Below are 20,998 nucleotides of genomic sequence, written 5' to 3' on the forward strand. Positions count from 1 at the left end.
TACGAACATGAAAGAATTAGCGAACAATTTGTTTTGCTGCAGTGTCTAGGGCGTCTTTCACGGTTTGCTTGCCTTGCATCGCGTTATCGATAGCAGCACCTTCCGCAAAGAAGTAAGACGTCATTTGAGGGATGTTCGGCATGATCTCGCCGTTTTCTGCGTTGATCATGGTTGATTTAATGCGCTCGTCACTTTCCAGCACTTTCTGGAACGATTTTAGTGTCACGGCACCAAGTGGCTTGTCGTCATCCATGATTTTCAATGCGGCGTCTTGGTATAGGTAGTTTTCTAGAAACTCAACAGCCAGATCTTTGTTTGGGCTTGATGCGTTAATACCCGCACTCAAAATGCCAACGAATGGGTTACCTTTACCGCCGTTTAAGGTTGGCAACACAGCAACGCCGTAGTTCACATCCATTTTGTCTAGGTTGCCCCAAGACCACGGACCGTTGATGGTCATTGCCACTTCACCTTTGGTGAACGACGCTTCGGATACTGAGTAATCCATATTTGGATCGACGATGCCTTTGTTGACCATGTCGACAAGGAATTGCAGACCAGCCACACCCGCTTCATTGTTTACACCCGTGTCTTTAGCATCGTAGCCTTCTGCTGTTTTACCAAAAGCATAAGCGCCGCCAGCTGAAATCATTGGCCAAGTGAAGTAAGCGTTTTTCACGTCCCACATGATCGCTTTCTTGCCTTGTTTTTGCATCGCTTGGTGGATGGACTCCAGCTCTTCCCAACTCTTAGGTGGGTTTGGCAACAGGTCTTTGTTGTAAATTAGAGAAGGGACTTCGATAGCCAGAGGGTAGCCAAAGATTTTGCCATCTACAGTGACTGCATCCCAACTGAAATCGACAAGCTTATCTTTAAACTCTTGGCTCGGTTTCACTTCTTGCAGTAAGCCCGCTTGAGCGTAGCCACCAAAACGGTCGTGTGCCCAGAAGATGATGTCAGGACCACCGCCTGTCGCGGCGTGTTGTTGGAACTTTTCTTCTAGAGAATCCGGGTGCTGAACATTAACCTTAATCCCCGTATCTTCTTCGAACTGTTGACCAATTTGGCTCAATCCTTGGTAAGACTTATCACCGTTGATCCAAATGATGATTTCACCTTCCTGCATTGCAGAAACAGAAGGCGCTAAAAGAACAGATAAAGTGCAAAGCGAAAGTGTTTTTAGAATAGGTTTCATTGCGATAGATTCCTTGTTTCAAACCTAGTGACTGGACGTCAGCTGTTGTTTCACGGTTTGATAATACGGGGATGCACTCTGCGGTTAAAATTGATTTCTTTGTCGTTGGTATTACATTTTTCTATATCAATGCGTTGGAATGTGATCGGGGAAGCGCATTGGCTTGGGTGATACCCAGTAGCCAATGCTTTGCGGTGGTTGATGTAGAGAAGGGACTTGGAAGGTTTTGACTGTTTTTGTGAACAGCAGCCAAATTTAATCTGCGATGGAAGTGTCTATATCTAGTGTGAAAGCACTAGCGCACTGTGGCTCGATATTCAGTTGGCATTTACCGACACCATTTTCGACGCGTAAGGTGAGTGGAGAAAGACGATTCATAGCGTCTTTTAAGATGTACTCGCCATCGCGCAGTTCGAGTTTTTTGATCAGCTCAGATGGCATGACCAACTCTATGTTTTGAGGTTGTTCTCCCCTTAATCGTGCGACTGCCAAAATCAATTGCTGACTCGAATAGCGAGCAAAGCAGAATGACTCTTCCCCCAAGGCTTGTTGATTACTTGGATACAGGTCAAAGTAACCTCCCATTTTGGCTGGCGAGGTCAAAGCTAAGTTGAGTAAGCGTTGATAATAGGCTCTTACTTCTTTCTGTTGTTGCGATAACAAGCCCCCGTCGAACTTGCCATGATTCATCCACTTTTGGTGTTCTGGGACACCGATGTAATCAAAGATGGAGGTACGACTTGGTTGCCCAAAGCCTGCGTTTTCTCTTCCTGCTTCTCCCACTTCCTGTCCGAAATACACCATGGTTGGTGAGGTGCTAAGCAGGGTAGAAATCAACATAGCGGGCAAGCCGTTCTCTGCACTGCCAGCAAATTCAGGCGAGGCAAGACGCTGCTCATCGTGGTTATCAAGGAAGTGCAGCATGTGGTGTTCAATATCCATCATGCTTTCTTGAATCTCACTGATTTTGCTCACATGCTGTTTGCTGTGCATCACGTCTTTGAGGCAATCATAGAGGTCAACTTTGTCGTACAGATAGTCCATCTTGCCGAGATGAATGTAGTCGCGATAGAGATGCGGTTGATACACCTCTGCCATCAAAAACGCCTCTGGATTGACTGCTTTGATGCTGGAATTCATAAAGCTCCAAAACTCGACAGGCACCATTTCCGCCATGTCATAACGGAAGCCATCGACGCCTTTGTCTATCCAGTAAAGCGCTATGTCGCGGAACTTATACCAAGAGTTTGGCAGCGTTTTGTCTTGCCAGAATTGCAAATGCTCAGCATGGGATTTGTTTGCGTAATCGGCTGGCAGTTCTGGGAAATCTTTGCTGCCGTCTGGGCGCACGCCGTAATTGATTTTGGCGGTTTCATACCAATCATCAAATTGCGGTTGAGCAAGCCTAGAGCCGTTGCCGGTCCATTTGGCGGGAAACTCTTCAAAGGCAGGCAATTTTTCAAAGTTAGAAAGGTTCCTAATCAGCGTCGGGTCACCTAGCGGGGAAAATTGCTCAGGAATGTTAGGTAACTCAAACGCTTGATTAGGAACGTAATAGAAATTGTTGTCACGATGGTACTCAACGCTCGTATCGTCATCGGCACCAAAATCTCGTACACCGACAGGGTTGTTCAAACCTTGGTAACGTCTGGCAACGTGGTTTGGCACAATATCGATAATGACCTTCATGTTGTGCGCATGCGTACGCTCGATAAGGGCTTCAAACTCTTCTAATCGATGTGCTGGATCATCCGCCAAATCGGGATTCACGGAGTAATAATCTTTCACCGCATAAGGCGAGCCTGCACGTCCTTTCACCACCGCTGGATGGTCGTTCTCAATGCCAATGGCACTATAATCGCGGATCACCGCATGGTGTGGTACTCCGGTGTACCAAATATGCGTAATGCCAAGCTGTTGAATGGCAGTGAGCGCCTTGTCGTTAAAGTCACTGAACTTACCGACGCCGTTTTGCTCAATGGTGCCCCAAGGTTGATTGGTGGTATTGGTGTTGCCAAATAGTCGGGTGAAAACTTGATAAACGTTCGCTGCGGAATTCATAGATATTTAAGGGAGCTCGTGGCTCCCATATCCTCCAAAATTTATTTCAGTTTGACTGCGAAAGACTCGTAAGGTGCGAGGGTTATCGTCGCTGCAATCGCGCAAGGCGTCGCATAGTTACTGATTAAGCACTCTACCTGATCGGCTTGATATTGGGTTGGAACTTGCAGTGTTTGCTCGTGCTCTGAGAAGTTACTCACGATAAACAACTGTTCACCTTGGTATTCGCGCACGTAGCCAAACACGTGTTGATGCTCTTGCCATACTGGAGTGAAGCTTCCGTAGACGATGGTTTCATGACGTTTACGCAGCTCAATGAGCTTTTTGTAGTGGTAGAAGATCGAGTTCGAATCGTTAAGCGCTGCTTCCACGTTAATCTGTGGGTAGTTCGGGTTGACCGCAATCCAAGGTGCTCCGCTGGTAAAGCCCGCGTGCTCTGATGCGTTCCAGTGCATTGGTGTACGCGCGTTATCACGACTGTTCTTGTGAATCGCATCCATCATGTGCTCGTGGCTGATACCAGCAGCGGTTTTCACATCGTAGAATTGTCGCGTTTCGATATCGCGGTAATCGCTTAGTTGGTCGAACGCCACGTTGGTCATGCCAATCTCTTCGCCTTGATAGATGTATGGCGTGCCTTTCAAAAAGTGCAGCGTTGTTGCTAGCATCTTGGCTGACTCGACTCGATAGGCTTTGTCATTGCCAAACTTCGACACTGCACGAGGCAAATCGTGGTTGTTCCAAAATAGGGAGTTCCAACCCGTGTCTTGCAGCTCGACTTGCCACTTGGTTAGCACGTCTTTGAATTCTTTAAGGTCGAGCGGAATCGGCTGCCATTTGTCGCCACCTTGCCAGGTTAGGGTAATGTGTTCAAATTGGAACACCATCGACAGCTCATGACGCTCTGGCGCGCTGTACAGCGTAGCGATCTCAGGCGTTGCCCCCCAAGTTTCACCGACCGTTAATACATCTTTGCCACCGAAGGTTTCTTTGTTCATTTGTTGCAGCAGCGGGTGCAGGCGATCGCCATTGCCCGTGATGCCTTTGTCGACTTCTTTTCCTATCAGATCAATCACATCCAACCGGAAACCGCCGATGCCTTTTTCAATCCACCAGTTCATCATCTTGAACACCTCTTGATGAACTTTCGGGTTCTCCCAGTTCAAATCTGGCTGGCGTTTTGAAAAGAGGTGGAAGTAGTACTGCTCGGTTTTCTCGTCCCATTGCCAAGCATCGCCACCAAAAATCGATTCGATGTTATTTGGTAGATTGCCTTCTGAGTCTGCATCACGCCAGATGTAGTAATCGCGGTACGGGCTATCCTTAGACTCACGCGCAGAAACGAACCAAGGGTGCTCATCCGAAGTGTGGTTAACCACCAAATCCATAACGATTTTGATATCACGCTCGCCAGCTTCTTTGAATAGCTGTTCCATGTCTTCCATGGTGCCGAACTCACGTGCGATGGCTTGATAGTCTGAAATGTCGTAACCATTGTCATCCATTGGCGATTGGTAAACAGGAGAGAGCCAAATCACGTTGATGCCAAGGTTTTTTAAGTAATCCAGTTTGCTGATGACACCTTTTAGATCACCGATGCCATCATTGTTGGAGTCGTAAAAACTGCGTGGGTAAATCTGATAAACGACTGCATTATGCCACCACGTTTTTTCCATGTTATTTGTGCCTTTTCAATCAAAAATCTAAGACAAAATATAGTGGCTTTTCCCCGCTAGTAGAAATTGAACTTTTTGCTTATGATATAGGAAAAATTGATACCTAAATGAGTGGGCGATGATGAATCGAGTGAATCGATATTTTCTGACCGTAGCCAGAACCGGAAACATCAAGAAGGCGTCTGAGCTGCTGCATGTAACACAACCAACCCTGACAACGGCGATCAAGAAGCTAGAAAGCGATATGGGTGTATCGCTATTAATACGTCGTTCTAAAGGCGTAGAGCTGACAGAATACGGGCAAGTGTTTCTCCGTTATGTCGAGGAACAGCAAGAAAAACATCTCGATTTGATGCACAAAATTCAAGACATGCATCAAAGGGAACATGGCAAACTGAAGATCGGTGTTGGTGAAGCGTGGTGGGAGCTTTTTGTGCGACATGGGATCACCAAATACCAAGAAGCGCATCCTCATAGCTCACTCTATATTGAATTTGGCAACAACCTTTCTTTGATGCAGCACCTGATTCAAGGTGATATAGATTTATTTATTGGTCACGAAATCGGCGGATTGAAAGATCTTATGCCGGTGGTGTTCAGACCGCTGTTCCAAGATCAAGAGTCTTTCTTTGTTCATCGAGACCACCCTCTACTTAATGACAAAATGTTTTTGGAATCACCATCCGAGGCGATGTCTGCTTATCCACTGATCCGCGTAACGCCGGGGCATTCTCGATACAGCTCAGTGCTCAACAACGCATTCGAGTACGATCAAACCTTCAATCAATCCAATGAAACTGCACTTGTGGTTTATGAAGTCGGTTCGCTACTTGCTAGCTTGGATTTGCTCGAAACGACCAATGCTATTATGCCTTACAGCGATAAGATGAACGGTTGGATGGAGAAAAACGGCGTGAAGTGTTTGCATACAGATACCAGTAAAATCGGTAACGTCGGTATCTATCACAAACGCCAGTTAGATAACGACAAAGCTCAGTTCCTTATCAATGAAATCCTGACCATGACGACAGAGATTTAGTAAGGTCTTACATACCCTCATAGTAAGCACGAATCGATTCTAAAGAGATAATTTTATGACCAACAACATAAATTTCAGAGCCTTCCTACCAAGTGATAAAGAGGATTGCCTGCGCATCTTCGATGAAAACTGCCCTGAATATACCCAAGTGACTTCAAGATGCAGGATTCAGAGCGTTGTCATTGATTCGAGAGCAAGGAAAGCAACGCAGTGTAATAGCCAGCTCTTTCCAAGTTGTTTGACGCAGCAATCGGGTCAATGACACGCTCCCAAAGGGCGAGCTGCCTTGGCTTGTATACTTTGTTGTCGATTCTTGATTTAGACCCACTAAACCTTTAAATCGCCGCCGCGTCTACAAACCAAGTCAGTCTCGCTGAACCTAGCATCTCGAGGTTACTTGGGTATATTTCACAATCAATGAAAGAGAGGATTACGCGGAGTTTCTTGATAGTGACCCACAAGGTTATGAAGTGTGCTTTCTAAATGGTGAACTCGTTGGTGCTTATGGTTTGAGTGGCAAAACACAGGCATTTCATAGCTTGAACTGGATTTTAATCTCACCAAAAGCGCAAGGCATGAAGATTGGTCATGAGTTTATGAGCCGAGCGATTCACCGAGCTGAGCAGTTGAAAATCCCCCAAATCAAAATCGCCGCAAGTCATTTATCTGCGCCGTTTTTTGCCAAATATGGTGCCGTAGAGCTGAACTACATCCCTGATGGTTGGGGTGTCGATATGCACCGTATCGATATGGAATTGAATCTCCAGTCGTAAGCAAATTCGAGCTATGAAAGCGTAGCGTGAGTATTTGGTTAAAACACCTTGCACCATATGGTGCTTTTATTGGTTTTTGTTAGGTTATTGAACTTGGTTATCGAAAGCGTTTTTTGCCTTTCGTCAAACAGATAAGGACAGACAATGCCAACAAAGATCTTAGTGCCTACTTTGGCGCTACTTCTCAGTGCATGCGGTGGTGATGGAGATTCGTCATCACCTGCAGACAGCGGCTCACAATCCCCTGATACACCACCTACAGCCACCACTTTTGCCGAGCAAATGCTTGCCGCAGTTAACGATGCTCGATCTAAAACTCAGCAATGTGGCTCAAGAACTATGCCTCCCGTTGGAGCACTTACTTGGAGTTACGATTTAGAAAGCGCAGCGTATGGACACTCTAGCGATATGGCAAACAGTGATTTTATGAGCCATACCGGATCAAATGGCAGCACGCTTTCCAGTCGCGTCAATGCCACAGGTTATGCTTGGAGCAGGTTAGGAGAGAATGTCGCGAGAGGGCAACGTTCAATCGATGCGGTAATGAACTCTTGGCTATCGAGTGAAGGGCACTGCCTTAATATCATGAACGCCGACTTCGACCAGATGGGCTCATCCATGGTGGAGAACCAATCGACGAATTATCGCTATTACTGGACCCAAGTCTTCGCCAAGCAGCGTTGATGACGACAAATAGATCAGTCTGGACAACAAACAGATAAAGCCAGTAGAGGAGACTCAACTGGCTTTATTTTTATTTTGGTACAGTTGGTCTAAAAAATTGACAAGATAAGTTTCGATCGATTATTCTTTTTATAGACCGAGTGGTCTTAAAAGATTTGAAATGAATAAGCCGTTTAAATGAAGGGGATCGAATGATGTCTACGAGTAAAACTACGATAAAGAATGCGCATATCAATTGGGATTGTGAGGGTAAGTTCAACTTCACGACTGGGTTTGGTGCAACCAAAGCGGAATCCATGATCGCCAATTACGCAGCGTTTATTGCTCCAGTGATCCTCTACTTTTTTGCATGGCAAACTTTGGAGTGGAGTTGGCTTCAAATTATTGTCGCGTCATTGCTCACGTTAGATATGATTGGAGGTGTTCTGACGAACTCTTTAGGCTCGATGAAGCGATTTCTACATACCGACCAAAAACTAGAGCTGACTTGGATGGGCAAATTGGTAGGCAGCAAATTCTTGTTCCCTGCTATTCACTTTCAATTGTTTGCTGTGCCGTTATGTTTTGATGTCGCTTGGTCTTACGCGTTTTTCTGGTATGCCGTGATGATGGTATCGGTTGTGTTTTTGCACTTCCTGCCGCTTTATTTACAACGTCCGGTTGCGCTACTTGCAGTCATGTTATCCATCATTCTTTCGACATTAGTCCCGGCTCCGACTGGTTTAGAATGGTTAGCACCAATCTTCATTATTAAGTTAGTGCTCTCACACGGTGTTCGAGAAGAGCCTTACCGCCCGTCTCTTTCTCAATAGATACGAGCATTGTCAATTACGCCCCCTTGATAAACGAAACGCCAGCAAGGAATTCCTGCTGGCGTTTTTTATACTTGGTATTAACTCGTTAAGTTACGTAGTTTTGGATCATCGGTAAGGTATTCTACAAATTCGATTTCAAAGCCAGCTGGGTCAACAAAGTAAATGTTCTTACGGTATGGCTCTTTTGCGCCGGGTTGGGCAATTGGATAACCTGCTTCAATCAATCGTTTTGTCACACCGTCGATGTCATTAGTCACGTAGGCGAAGTGTGCGAGACCAACTTGGTGACCACTTAATTCTCGGTTGTTGCCTTCGCCGTGGTCGCTCATTGCAATGTATTGGTATTCATCGCCAAAGTGCAGCCAGTTTCTCGGCTTTCCACTCCATTCGCCAGTACCTTCATCACGTACATACCAATGCGGAAATGCCGCTTGATAAAACTTCAGCATTTCTGGGATATCCTTTACCACTAAGTTCACATGTTCTAGTTGGATCATTGTGTGCTCCTTTCTTTCATTTCCTAGCCAACGATGAACATGCTAAAACCTCAAGTTAAGTTGAGGTAAAGGGCTTTTTTGGAATTTTTTATTGTAAGTGCTTTGGCTAATTATTTGGATCGAGTTTTTGGTGAATAGATTCCCAGTCTCACCTAGGTTCGCGGGAATGACGGAAAGAGAGCTAAACGAGCAGCGTCATTCTGAAGGAGCCTAAGCGAGTATTCAGAATCTACTTTCAGCGCGTTGTGATGTTGCATTGTGAATTGAATTATCCGCGAGTGTAGAACCAGTTCCTCCCCTTTGAGCACGGAGTATTGAGAGCTTTGGAGTTTGACATAAGGGGAGGTTAGGTGAGGTTGTTGGTATGAGGTTTAAGGTTGGGTTAGGTGCTGGCAACCTTCTTTCACCTGTTGTTTGTTCGTGTTCTTACTAATCAATTTCGATCGAGTTTGTGGTGAATAGATTCCCAGTCTCACCTAGGTTCGCGGGAATGACGGAAAGAGAGCTAAACGAACAGCGTCATTCTGAAGGAGCCTAAGCGAGTATTCAGAATCTACTTTCAGCGCGTTGTGCTGTTGCATTGTGAATTGAACTTTCCGCGATTGCAGGGGCAATTCCTCCCCTTTGAACTCGTTGCTTTGAGAGCTTCGGAGTTTGATACAAGGGGAGGTTAGGTGGGGTTGCTGGTTTGAGGCTGAATGTTGGGTTAGGTGCTTGCGACCTTGTTTACCTTTTAGTCGTTCGTGTTTTGGCTAAGTATTTGGATCGAGCTTGCGGTGAGTAGATTCCCAGTCTCACCTAGGTTCGCGGGAATGACGGGGAGAGAGCATGAAACGAACAGCGTCATTCTGAAGGAGCCTAAGCGAGTATTCAGAATCAATTTTCAGCGCGTTGTGATGTTGCATTGTGAATTGAATTATCTGCGAATACAGAGCCAGTTCCTCCCCTTTGATCTCAGAGTATTGAGATCTTCGGAGTTTGATACAAGGGGAGGTTAGGTGGGGTTGGTGGTTTGAGGCTGAATGTTGGGTTATGTGCTTGCAACCCTCTTTCACCGTTTGTTTGTTCGTGTTCTTGTTAATCATTTTCGATCGAGTTTGTGGTGAGTAGATTCCCAGTCTCACCTAGGTTCGCGGGAATGACACGGAGAGAGCGCTAAGCGCACAGCGTCATTCTGAAGGAGCCTAAGCGAGTATTCAGAATCAATTTTCAGCGCGTTGTGATGTTGCATTGTGAATTGAACTTTCCGCGATTGCAGGGCCAATTCCTCCCCTTTGAACTCGTTGTGTTGAGATCTTCGAAGTTTGATACAAGGGGAGGTTAGGTGGGGTTGGTGGTTTGAGGCTGAATGTTGGGTTAGGTGCTTTCTACCCCCTCCAACTCCCCCTTTTCTTGACATGGTTTGCCAAGCATTTGAATATGGTTATCAAGGGGGAGGGGATTCTTTGTTGTGTTGAGTGTTTCTAAATTTATTTCCCAAGGGGTTATGAAAAACGTAGTATCTCTTGAATTTTTTGTGAACTATATTTGTTACATAATCTATTTATGTATGACGGCTCGATAGACTTTACAAATGACAAATAACCTGACAAATATGATTTATCTTCTGAGCTCAATGAGCTCCACTTGTAAACTTGCTCTCTAATGAATCTTTTATTACCTCTGCCTATAGATAGTTTTTTATCAAGCGTAATAACAACACCCGTCACACTCATTCTATTTTTCTTCGATGAATGTTTTGTTTTTTTCTTATTGATGGTTAGAGTAGGGTATTCTAAGCTCTTAATTATTCCAGATACTCCCTTTTGTATAATACAAAGCACATTTTTATTACTTGTAGAGAAAAACATATCATCGGCATATCGAGTGTACTTAACACCATAAGACTTAGCAAGTCGACTTATTCTTTCATCTAATGTATAACAAATAGAGTTTGATAGAGATGGTGATGTTACAGAACCAATTGTAATTGTATCTTTCCTACATATAATATTAGTCATGAGTTTGAAGTCTTCTTCATCAAAATGAGGGAAGATCTTAGAAATAGACTCATGGCAGTATTTTTCTATGTCTGATCGAGTAATTGACTCGAAGAAGTCCTTTAAGTCTATTCTTAGTAGATAATTGTTATTCTTGTGAACATTAGCATGATCTTTTAAGCTCCTCTTTTTCCTGTAGGCATAGCATGCGTCATGCACTGGTAGTTTGTCTAAAACTTCATCATATACAACCTTTTGAAGAGCTCGAATTGCCATTGAGGGTTGGTAAATTAGCCTCTGGCTTCCATCTTTTTTAGGGATAGTAAATCTAGCATATGAGATACTAGCTTTATTAGCTATATCCAAAACTTGATCTTTCTCGATAAGAGTACTTTTACTAATTAGCTCTAACAACATTAATCAGTTACCTTTCGAATTGCTTCTTTAAACTCTTCGATATATAAAAGCTTGGATAAACATATAAGGCGAAGTCTTCGACTTACACTTAATAAATTTGTTGTTGTTTCATTTCTATATAATCTTTCATAGTTAATACAAGTATATAATTTTTTATCTTTGAAACTAAATGACTCTATTATTTTTAAAGCGACGCAAAGAGAAATTATGAACTTAACTTCAGATTCATTATCTTTTAGTTTGAAGGATTGTTTGCATATGTCATATATATTGTCTTCGTCTATAGGACCTATGCTTGTGATTATTATCACTACAATGAACAACAGTTCTTTTCGAGAAAAATTTTTATCACCAAACTTGTCGTCATTATCTTTTTTGAGTGATTTAAAGCCTTTGTTAAGATTGTCGATCATTAAAGGCATTGTTGTTAATATGGTCTCAAAATCTGCATAAATTGTAGGTTTATACACTGAATCGCTATTTATCCAGCTTATTGGACCTGTATTTATAAACGATAGGTCATCTTCAAAATTTTTGTCGAGAATTGGAAGTAGTTTTGAACGTAATCTGCTACTGATAGAGAATGCGCCAAGTTCAGCGACCGTGCCATATGACTCGACAAGTATAATCACTGCATCAGAAAAGTCAGCTAGCCATTCTTCCAACCTCAAAGCATTTATAGAGCCGTCTTTATTTTGTGATTGATTAGAAGAGATTATTTCCCAAGCATTTTCTGCCCTAAAAGTCATGAGGTTAGGAGCATGTTTATCTAGGTAACACTCGATGACTTCTCGATTATTACAATACTTGGGGTCTCCACCGCATATGAACAAAATTCTTGGTAGCTTAGCTCCTCCAAAAAGTGATCGTTTGTAATCACTAGGGTATCTACCTTGGTGTGACTTAAACTGCTTAATCAATACGTTTTTTGCAGAGAGAAATTTAGGGTGGCTAAACCATGTGGAATGAGTGTTTTTTCGCGACATAATCTAACGCCGATGTCTGAATGAGCAGAGGGAAAATTAGCCCTTACCGTAGCAGTTTGAAGGCTGAAATGAGAAGTTGCGTAGCAACTGAGCATTTCAGAATTTAAACTGACTTCGAAAATTCAAATTTTTGAAGTGAGTTCCTCACTGAGAAAATTTGGACTTTTCGAAGTTCAAAATACCTCAGGAGTGTTACAGAAAGGCAGTACGCCTTTCTTGAAAGTAAAAGTTTACTTTCATAACTAAGGGCTTGTTTGCATATTATCAGTGTTGTTGCATTTGTCAATGGTGCTAATTTGTTGTTTTCATGGTAGTTGTAGAATTGAAAAAATCGGATGTTTGAGGGTATTACTTATTGGAGCTTTGAAATAACCCCAAAATCAAAAAAAGCCAGCAGTAGTAGCTGCTGGCAAAGTCTTTGGGCTTCTAGGTTTTTGCTTTTATTTCTTGCCACTCCGTTCTACACAGTGCCCCGATTGGCCTTCTGGGGAAGAAAACACAGCACTGTGCGCTTTGTGTCCAAGAAATTTGGAGATTAACCTTGCTTACGGATTAGGTAGTCAAATGCGCCTAAGCTTGCTTTTGCACCTTCACCCATCGCAATGATGATCTGTTTGTAAGGAACGGTTGTTGCGTCACCGGCTGCGAACACACCTTCTAGGCTAGTATCGCCACGGCTACCGACTTCAATCTCGCCGCGCTCAGATAGGGCTACTTCTGAATCTTTTAGCCATTCTGTGTTTGGTACTAGACCGATTTGAACAAAGATACCTGACAGTTCAATCTCTTTGATTTCGTCTGTGTTGCGGTCTTTGTACTTCAAACTTGTTACGCGAGTACCGTCGCCCACAACTTCAGTAGTTTGCGCCATCGTGATGATGTCTACGTTTGGTAGTGAATTCGCTTTGTCGATAAGCACTTGGTCTGCGCGAAGTACGTCTGCGAATTCAAGAACCGTTACGTGTTCTACGATACCAGCAAGGTCGATAGCAGCTTCGATGCCTGAGTTACCACCACCGATAACCGCAGTTTTCTTGCCTTTGAACAGTGGGCCGTCACAGTGTGGGCAGTACGCGACACCTTTGTTGCGGTACTCTTGCTCACCCGGAACGTTCATTTCACGCCAGCGTGCACCAGGGCTTAGGATGACACTCTTACTCTTCAGCGTTGCGCCGCTTTCAAGTTGGATGTGAATCAAACCATCTTCTGTGTGTGCTGCGCCCATTAGCTTCTCAGCTTGTTGCTCAGTTACTACGTCTACGTCGTATTCTTTTAGATGTTCTGCTAGGTCAGTTGCCAGTTTTGGACCTTCAGTACGTTTTACCGAAATGAAGTTCTCGATTGCCATGGTGTCCATAACCTGACCACCAAAGCGTTTAGCAACAACGCCAGTACGAATACCTTTACGAGCAGCGTATAGAGCAGCAGCGCTACCACCAGGACCACCGCCGACAACAAGTACGTCGTATGGGTCTTTTTCGCTCAGTGCTTTCGCGGCTTTCTCGCTTGCTCCGTCATCCACTTTGTTTAGGATTTCAGTCAGAGACATACGACCTTGACCAAATAGCTCGCCATTCACAAATACACTTGGTACTGCCATGATGTCGCGTTGTTTCACTTCATCTTGGAACAAACCACCGTCGATCATGGTTGCTTTTACTTTCGGGTTGATCGCCGCCATCATGTTGAACGCTTGAACCACGTCGGGACAGTTTTGACACGACAGAGAAATGAAGATTTCTACGTCTAGATCTTTGTCTAGTGCTGCGATTTGCTCAATCACTTCTGGTTCTAGTTTGATTGGGTGACCGCCAGAATGAAGCAGTGCCAATACTAGAGAGGTAAATTCGTGACCCATTGGCAAGCCTGCAAAGCGTAGTGCTGTGCCTTTTGCTGGGTTAGTTACCGCCATCACTGGTTTACGTGCGCTTGCGTTGTCGTCACGTTCAACGGTGATTAGGTCGCTCATCTCTGCGATTTGGTTCGCTAGAGACAAAATGTCATTCGATGCTTTGCTTTCATCTAGACTAACCACTAAACGAACTTCTTCTTTTACATTAGCCAGATATTGTTTGAGTTGTTGTTGGATCGCTTGGTCTAACATAGTTGTTACTACCTTAATTAAAACTAAAAAGTGGTTACTGTAGATAAAACCTGAGGGGGAGAGAGCAAATCAGGCAGAAGGTCGTCAAGGTATCTAACCTGAAGTGCTCTCTAATTCAGTTCTAATCAGAAAAAGGAAATCGGGAACTGATTAGAACTTAAATTTCAGTGGCTTAGATTTTGCCAACTAGGTCTAGTGATGGAGCTAGTGTCTCTTCACCTTCTTTCCATTTAGCTGGGCAAACTTCGCCTGGGTGTGCTGCTACGTATTGAGCTGCTTTCACTTTGCGTAGTAGGTCTTCTGCGTCACGACCGATACCTTCAGCAGTGATTTCCATTGCTTGGATAGTACCTTCTGGGTCGATTAGGAATGTTGCACGGTCTGCAAGACCTTGACCTTCACGCATCACACCGAAGTTGTTTGTGATGTTGCCTGTTTGGTCGCCAAGCATGTAGTACTGAATCTTACCGATTGTGTCTGAGCTGTCGTGCCATGCTTTATGAGTGAAGTGTGTGTCAGTTGATACTGAGTAAACTTCTACGCCACGTTTTTGTAGCTCTTCGTAGTGGTCTGCTAGGTCGCCCAGTTCTGTTGGACATACAAACGTAAAGTCTGCTGGGTAGAAGAAGAATACTGCCCATTTACCTAGAACGTCTTGTTCTGTTACTTCAACGAATTCGCCGTTTTTGTACGCTGTAGCTGCAAATGGTTTGATTTGAGTATTAATCATAATTTACTTTCCTTTGAATGTTTTAAGCTGAGCTGTTGTTGCTTTCGGAAAGTATATTCTCATCGGAGTGTGTTTAAGGAAAATCGCTTGTAACTATCCTATTGATAGCCATTTCCTATTTCACTTGATAGGCATATCCGATGTAGGTGAGTTTGCTTTGATAGGTTTTATTGAAGATGAATGCAGATTAGCAATAGAGAATACCGATGATTACTTTGAGTAGATCTTCTAGCTAAGAGCGAAAGAGCCTGCATCTCAGCAGGCTCTTTCTAATAGGAAGTGGGGAAGCGGATGCTTCTATTTTTTTAGCTCAGATTGTCGAGCACTTTGCCACACAGCTTCTTCAGCATGATCATTTCATCCAGCTCTAATGTGATTTTACACATCATGGCGTTTGGCACTGCCTTGGCTTGTTCTCTGAGAGCAAGACCTTGATCGGTGAGGTTGAGTACGCGGACGCGCTCATCGGTTTCACTGCGACCACGCTCTACATAGCCTTTTGCTTCTAAGCGTTTAAGCAGCGGTGTGAGTGTGCCTGAGTCCAAATGCAGTTGTGATCCCAGTTCTTTCACACTGGCACCGTCTTTCTCCCACAGCACCATCATCACTAAGTACTGCGAATAAGTCAGATCAAGCTCGTCCAGCAACGGGCGGTAAGCTCGGATCACTGCATTTGCTGCGCTGTAGAGCGGGAAGCAAACTTGGTTTTCGAGTAAGAGTTTATCGTCGTCGGTCATGGTGTTGTCGGTGTAACACTGGCTCATTGGCGTTGCCTACCTGCTCACAGAGAAAGAGAGTCATAAAATAAATTGTGCACAATATAGTTGCAAACGATCTTTACTTCGATATAAGATTGCAAACAATTGAATTGTGCGCAACTTAAATTAAGAAGGACACTCGCATGACTACTCTATACAAAACTCAAGCTACCGCTTTGGCTGGTCGTAATGGTCAAGTAAAAACAGATGACGGTCTTCTCGATCTAGAGCTGTCATACCCGAAGGAAATGGGCGGCACAGGCGCAGCAACTAACCCAGAACAGCTGTTCGCAGCGGGCTATTCGGCATGTTTTTCTAACGCGATTCTGCACGTAGCACGTGAAGGTAAAGTAGACCTGAAAAGCGCACCCGTAACAGCGGAAGTAGGTATCGGTCCGAACGACAACGGCGGCTTCGCTCTAACAGTGAGCCTAGCGGTAGAGCTAGATATGCCACAAGAACAAGCGCTAGAGCTAACGCGCATTGCGCACCAAGTTTGCCCATACTCAAACGCAGTTCGTGGCAACATTGATGTAGCAGTAACGGTAAACGGCGAAGCGATTTAAGCGGGTCTTACCACGGTACAAAGACAAAAAAGCCTGCAAGTACGCAGGCTTTTTTTGATTGGTATGAAGCGAGAATACTTAACGCGACTCTAGTGGGTAAGAGCGGTAGCTCCACATGCCGTAAGTACGCAGTGCATCGCGATAAATACCAAGTAGTTCGCCATCGCTGGCTTTGGCTAAGTCTTTAAGCGGTTTGTCTGGGTAACTTACGGTGTCGAAAGTGATGCCTTGTGGACCAGTTTGCCAGCTTGCGATTTCAAATAGCGTTTGACCACGGCGCACGTGGCTCGCTGAGCTGATGATGGTCGCGTGCTTGATGTTGTGACGTGCCAATGCGTAGCTGCTGAATAGGGCGTTACCTACCGTGCTGGTGGCATAGTTTTCTTCAATGATGCGATCTTTGCTGATGCCTTTTTCAATCAGCCAATCCGCCATTAACTTGCCTTCGGTTTTGTGGTTCTTTGGTACGCCGCCCGTCAATACGATCAACGCGTCTGGGTTTGCTTTTGCCATGGCTAGCGTGGTTTCTAAACGCTCAACCAAGATTTGGTGCATTGAACCATCCGGATTCAGTGCGTATCCCAGTGTGACGATCGCCCCCTTGTCATTTAGTTTGCCTTTATCGGCTTTCTCTTTTAGTGGCGTGGCAAGCACGCGGTCTACAGTGTCGAAGATGCGTTGGATATCTGCCGCTTTACCAGCATTGAGCTTCGTGAGCGTCGCCATGTGTTTCGCTGATTCCGCTTGGTTGCCCTCAAAGCGTTGCCATACCGCTAAGTAAGCGTGCAAATCCACATCGTCTGGTGCGACCGAAAGAGCTTGTTCGAACAGTTCAATCGCGCGGTCTGCATTCTTGTTGTAGATCTGCGCGTTTGCCGCAGAAATCAGCAGGTCAGTACGGTATGGCTCAAGTTTGTAGGCTTCTAGTAAGCGGTCGGTAACAATCTCCATGTTGCTCGGCATTTTGGCGGTAAAACCAGCGTGCGAGATACGCGCAGGGGATTTGAATGCCTTTACCGCGTCGTTGAGCAGTTGGTCGACAACCTGACGCTTGGTGACGATCTGTGAATAGTCGGCTGAAGATTGGATAGCAGCATCGTTTGCTGCAATAGAGTATGGGGCAGCCGTTAGCGCAATCACGCTACCAAGAGCAATAGCAAGTAAGTTCTTCTTCATGAAATGTCCTAGAGGTGCTGTAGTACCTAGTTTTTATCGTGCCTAACGTTGTTGTAGGTCGAACGAGTTCGATGGATTTTTTCAGTCTAGGTTCGCTTCATGAATAAACTGTGAAATGAATCCCAACTCAGCCGAACGAAGGGATTCATGTGGTTAAAACGCGAAGTAGGATCACGAAAAACGTTGCCCACTGGCTGTTGTGTTAAATGGTTGGATTTAAAGACAATCGCGAGCTGGTTGCTCTCTTCATATGTGAACAGCACTCGACCAGCCATCCATTACGATGTGCGGCGTTGTATGCGCCTCGACAGCAGCGAAGCCAATCTTTCTTGGTCGAGAAGTAAGAGGCGCTGCCCTTACAGATTTTCAGTGTCCATTTGGCGCGAGCAGAGCGCATATGCTGGCAACATTTTTTCATCCATCCATTACGGTGCGCTGCGAAGTAAGCGCCACTGCAGCCTTCTTGCCATGCGGTTCGAGTCTTGAATTCAGAAGCACTTTTGATGCAGGCGTCGAGTGTCCATTTCTTTTGCGTTCTCGGCGCACCCATGTGAGCGCAGCAGTGCTCCAACCAACCTCGGTTTCGTGCCGCTTGATACGCACTTTTGCACGCGCTGATCCACTCTGTCCGGGTCCGAAACGCTCGAGCGCTTTTGAGGCACGCCGCGAAGTCCCATTTCAGTTCGATGGGCTTCATGTGAGTGCAGCATTCGTCTAGCCAACCATTACGATTTGCTGCGTTATAAGCACCGCTGCAACCGCGTTGCCAGTCAGAACGGGTATTGTACTTCTTGGCATTTTTCGCGCAGTTTTCAAAGGTCCATTTTTTACCTGTACGAGAGGGAAGCATGTGAGCGCAGCAATCTTCTACCCAGCCATTTTTACGAGCTGCATGGTAGGCGCTTTTGCACGCTTGGTTCCACTCAGAGCGGGTTTTGTATCGAGCGGCGCTGCGTACGCATTTTTCGTAGGTCCACTTAACGCCAACGCGTTGCATGTGGGCACAGCATTGGTCTAGCCAACCATTCCGATAAGCAGCACTGTAAGCCGCTTTACTCCCTTCGCTCCATGCGGTGCGAGTTTTGTATTGTGCTGCGCTTTGTTTGCACAGTTCGAGATTCCATTTCCCCCGTTTTTTGGGTAGGTCCATAAGATTCATAAGCGCACCTCTTCGAACGTATTCAGAATAAGGTTGAAAAGCCGTTTCCCTAAATGATGTCCTACCACGCTTTCTATGAAGCTTGCTCTCGGCGGTAGGTGAAAATACTGGTTGGATATATGTACGGATTTTTAAGGCTTTGAGGTCAATTTAAGAGAGAACTATCGGTGGGAAAAACAAACCCCGCAGCTAGGCGGGGTTTGATATTGAGCTTAGAAACGAGTACTACGCCAGTTTGAATGTCGCTACTTTCGAGTTGAGGTCTTCAGCTTGTGATTTCAGCTCAGAAGATTGGTTCATGGATTCTTCTGCACCAATCACCAAGTGATCGGTCACGTCTTTGATGGACGTAACATTCTGCGTGATCTCGTTGGTCACGTGCGTTTGCTCTTCTGCTGCTGTAGCGATTTGTGTCGCCATGTCGCTGATCAATGCAACCGCTGAATTGATTTCATCCAACGCTTGCGAAGCACGGTCGGCATCTTCTACCGAACCCATCGCCAGTTCTGAACTGCGTTCCATCAATGTCACAGCGCGTTGAGTGGTGCGTTGCAGCGTTTCGATGGTGGATTTGATCTCTTCTGTTGAAGTGTGTGTACGTTGCGATAGTACGCGAACTTCATCAGCCACGACTGCAAATCCACGACCTTGTTCACCAGCGCGTGCCGCTTCGATTGCCGCGTTCAACGCAAGTAGGTTGGTTTGTTCAGCAATATCACGGATGGTCGACAGTACGGTGTTGATGTCTTGTGCGTGTTGGTTTAGTTCACTAATAACACCACTTGCTTGGTTCACTTCAGAAGACAAGTTGTTGATCGAGTCTTTCGTGTTTACCACAAGTGAGTGACCGTTTTGTGTACTTACTGATGAATCTTGCGCTACTTTCGCTGTTTGTTCAGCGTGAGAGGCGATCTCTTGAGTTGCAGACGCCATTTCTGTCACTGCCGTTGCCACAAGCGTGATTTCTTGTTGCTGGTGGTTTAGCTCATCAACCGATTGGTTTGCACGCTTAGTGCTTAGCTCAGACTGTTGGTTTAGGTCTTCGGCTTGATGACGAATATGACCAATAAGCTGCTGAAGGCTCGCAACGAACTGGTTGAAGTTCTCTGCCAGTTCACCTACCTCATCGCGGTTTTCTACTTTGATGCGTTGAGTTAAGTCACCACTGCCGTTAGCGATTTGCGACAGTGCATGAGAGACGTTGTAAAGCGGGCGGAACAGGATGTTACACAGCAAGTTAAACAACGCCACACAGATGATCACAACGATAGCCGTCGCGATAATTTGTCCCCAAACGGCATCGTAAAGTGGTGCAACAAGTGAGTCGCTATCCAGAACGGTTACTGTGGTTAGCTTGGTACCGTCGATGGCTTTTGCGTAAACCACAAAGTCTTTACCCTGAATAGACACAGTTCGATCCTGACCAGATCTTGCTGCTGCAACGATGTCATTGTTGCTCAAACCAAGCTTGCTCACAGGTTGATTAAGCAGTTTGCTGTCGTTGTGAGTGAAGATGTTGCCTTGGTCGTTCGCAATGAACATGTAGCCTTCGCCCGGTAAAATTACTTGGTTTAGGCTGTTTAGGATATCGCCGATTTCTACGTCAGCACCTAATACTGAGGTTTGACCGTGAAGCTGTATCGCTTTACCCAAAGACACCACGTTTGCGCCTGTTGCGGCGGCAACCGTTGGGTTATCCATAAAGACTTTGGATGGATTAGCAATGGCATTGGTGTACCAACCCCATTTGCGTGGGTCATCGTTACCTGGCGGTAGAACAACGCCGTTTGCGTTATCTTGCGAACCGTCTGGGTAAGCTAAGAAGACGTTATCAAACTTGGCAGAATCGCGAACTTGTTTTAGGTGCGTCACGATTGCCGATTTTTTAGCGTCTTGTGATAGTGAAGTCAGTGCTCGTTCTTTGGATAGAATCCAGTCACTTACATATTGGTTGTAAGATGCGCTTGTGCTTTCTAAACGCTGTGCAACTTCAACGTCAAGGCGTTGCAAAGAGTCACGGAAAGACAGCCCCTCTACCAACACTCCCCCGAGGATGATGGCAGCGCTGGCAGAGATCGCCAGCTTGTTCTTCAAAGATAAGTTCTTAAACATATAGATATGATTGGCTCTTATTATTTATAAAAATTTGTATTTCGCGCCGATATTATATTTTAGTGTTCAAAATAAATACCGATCTGTGTCGCGTATTTGATTCATACTCATGCTAATGCACACATTTTGTTCAAATTGTTTTGCTTTTTTGCGCTAACTTGTTTATTAGCAAACCGTTATTTACATCTTTGTAAATGATTCTTGTTTTTATAAAGTGTGATCAAAGTCTTACTATAAGGGCGTATATTGCATATTAAATATCAAGCATATG

The 20,998-nt window shown here is 45.0% G+C and carries 17 protein-coding genes; 5 read left to right on the plus strand and 12 right to left on the minus strand.

Annotated elements, in window-relative coordinates; genetic code table 11:
- Positions 1-16: 16 nt before the first annotated feature.
- The 3 genes from malE to OH459_RS01650 all read right to left on the minus strand — a co-directional run bounded on the left by malE (position 17) and on the right by OH459_RS01650 (position 4,932).
- Complete coding sequence (malE, locus tag OH459_RS01640; protein ID WP_005450011.1) at positions 17-1,195, minus strand: maltose/maltodextrin ABC transporter substrate-binding protein MalE; 1,179 nt, start codon at positions 1,193-1,195, stop codon at positions 17-19.
- Positions 1,196-1,450: 255 nt separating this feature from the next.
- Positions 1,451-3,256 (minus strand): alpha-amylase family protein, encoded by a 1,806-nt coding sequence (locus OH459_RS01645; RefSeq protein WP_269984845.1) that lies wholly within the window; start codon positions 3,254-3,256, stop codon positions 1,451-1,453.
- A gap of 41 nt (positions 3,257-3,297) precedes the next feature.
- Entirely contained in the window at positions 3,298-4,932 is a 1,635-nt protein-coding gene (locus OH459_RS01650) for a glycoside hydrolase family 13 protein (protein WP_269984847.1), read from the minus strand.
- A gap of 118 nt (positions 4,933-5,050) precedes the next feature.
- On the opposite strand from OH459_RS01650, the gene OH459_RS01655 reads away from it, so the two are divergent.
- From OH459_RS01655 to OH459_RS01670, 4 genes are all read left to right on the plus strand, one after another.
- On the plus strand, positions 5,051-5,971 hold the full coding sequence (locus tag OH459_RS01655) for a LysR family transcriptional regulator (RefSeq protein WP_269984849.1): 921 nt from the start codon (positions 5,051-5,053) through the stop codon (positions 5,969-5,971).
- A gap of 413 nt (positions 5,972-6,384) precedes the next feature.
- Positions 6,385-6,744, plus strand: a complete 360-nt coding sequence (locus tag OH459_RS01660) for a GNAT family N-acetyltransferase (protein ID WP_269984956.1) — start codon at positions 6,385-6,387, stop codon at positions 6,742-6,744.
- A 144-nt stretch (positions 6,745-6,888) separates the two neighbouring features.
- A complete protein-coding gene (locus OH459_RS01665) occupies positions 6,889-7,428 on the plus strand; it encodes a CAP domain-containing protein (protein WP_009695868.1) in 540 nt (179 codons plus the stop codon).
- A gap of 194 nt (positions 7,429-7,622) precedes the next feature.
- Positions 7,623-8,240: a hypothetical protein gene (locus tag OH459_RS01670; protein WP_005450025.1), complete on the plus strand. Its 618-nt coding sequence runs from the start codon at positions 7,623-7,625 to the stop codon at positions 8,238-8,240.
- A gap of 80 nt (positions 8,241-8,320) precedes the next feature.
- Here the strand turns inward: OH459_RS01670 and OH459_RS01675 are convergent, their stop codons facing one another.
- The 6 genes from OH459_RS01675 to OH459_RS01700 all read right to left on the minus strand — a co-directional run bounded on the left by OH459_RS01675 (position 8,321) and on the right by OH459_RS01700 (position 15,720).
- A complete protein-coding gene (locus tag OH459_RS01675; protein WP_009695869.1) occupies positions 8,321-8,740 on the minus strand; it encodes a VOC family protein in 420 nt (139 codons plus the stop codon).
- Positions 8,741-10,224: 1,484 nt separating this feature from the next.
- Positions 10,225-11,136 (minus strand): retron St85 family RNA-directed DNA polymerase, encoded by a 912-nt coding sequence (locus tag OH459_RS01680; RefSeq protein WP_269984853.1) that lies wholly within the window; start codon positions 11,134-11,136, stop codon positions 10,225-10,227.
- Complete coding sequence (locus tag OH459_RS01685) at positions 11,136-12,122, minus strand: retron St85 family effector protein (RefSeq protein ID WP_269984855.1); 987 nt, start codon at positions 12,120-12,122, stop codon at positions 11,136-11,138. Before OH459_RS01685 ends, OH459_RS01680 begins: the two co-directional genes overlap by 1 nt.
- Positions 12,123-12,657: 535 nt before the next feature.
- On the minus strand, positions 12,658-14,226 hold the full coding sequence (gene ahpF / locus OH459_RS01690) for an alkyl hydroperoxide reductase subunit F (RefSeq protein ID WP_005374617.1): 1,569 nt from the start codon (positions 14,224-14,226) through the stop codon (positions 12,658-12,660).
- A 172-nt stretch (positions 14,227-14,398) separates the two neighbouring features.
- The gene (ahpC, locus tag OH459_RS01695; RefSeq protein ID WP_005374632.1) at positions 14,399-14,956 is read right to left on the minus strand and encodes an alkyl hydroperoxide reductase subunit C; all 558 of its coding nucleotides are present in this window, start codon (positions 14,954-14,956) and stop codon (positions 14,399-14,401) included.
- Positions 14,957-15,261: 305 nt separating this feature from the next.
- Positions 15,262-15,720 (minus strand): MarR family winged helix-turn-helix transcriptional regulator, encoded by a 459-nt coding sequence (locus OH459_RS01700; protein WP_269984860.1) that lies wholly within the window; start codon positions 15,718-15,720, stop codon positions 15,262-15,264.
- 137 nt (positions 15,721-15,857) lie between these two features.
- Between OH459_RS01700 and OH459_RS01705 the strand changes: the two genes are divergently transcribed.
- Positions 15,858-16,280, plus strand: coding sequence for an organic hydroperoxide resistance protein (locus tag OH459_RS01705; RefSeq protein ID WP_005449644.1), 423 nt, complete (start codon positions 15,858-15,860; stop codon positions 16,278-16,280).
- A 78-nt stretch (positions 16,281-16,358) separates the two neighbouring features.
- Here the strand turns inward: OH459_RS01705 and OH459_RS01710 are convergent, their stop codons facing one another.
- The 3 genes from OH459_RS01710 to OH459_RS01720 all read right to left on the minus strand — a co-directional run bounded on the left by OH459_RS01710 (position 16,359) and on the right by OH459_RS01720 (position 20,727).
- Positions 16,359-17,456, minus strand: a complete 1,098-nt coding sequence (locus OH459_RS01710) for a YdcF family protein (protein ID WP_045485846.1) — start codon at positions 17,454-17,456, stop codon at positions 16,359-16,361.
- A gap of 202 nt (positions 17,457-17,658) precedes the next feature.
- Complete coding sequence (locus OH459_RS01715) at positions 17,659-18,615, minus strand: hypothetical protein (RefSeq protein ID WP_017189860.1); 957 nt, start codon at positions 18,613-18,615, stop codon at positions 17,659-17,661.
- Positions 18,616-18,840: 225 nt separating this feature from the next.
- A complete protein-coding gene (locus OH459_RS01720; RefSeq protein WP_005449641.1) occupies positions 18,841-20,727 on the minus strand; it encodes a methyl-accepting chemotaxis protein in 1,887 nt (628 codons plus the stop codon).
- Positions 20,728-20,998 lie beyond the last annotated feature (271 nt).

The sequence above is a fragment of the Vibrio sp. MM46 genome, assembly GCF_027587135.1.
Taxonomy (GTDB): Bacteria; Pseudomonadota; Gammaproteobacteria; order Enterobacterales; family Vibrionaceae; genus Vibrio; species Vibrio harveyi.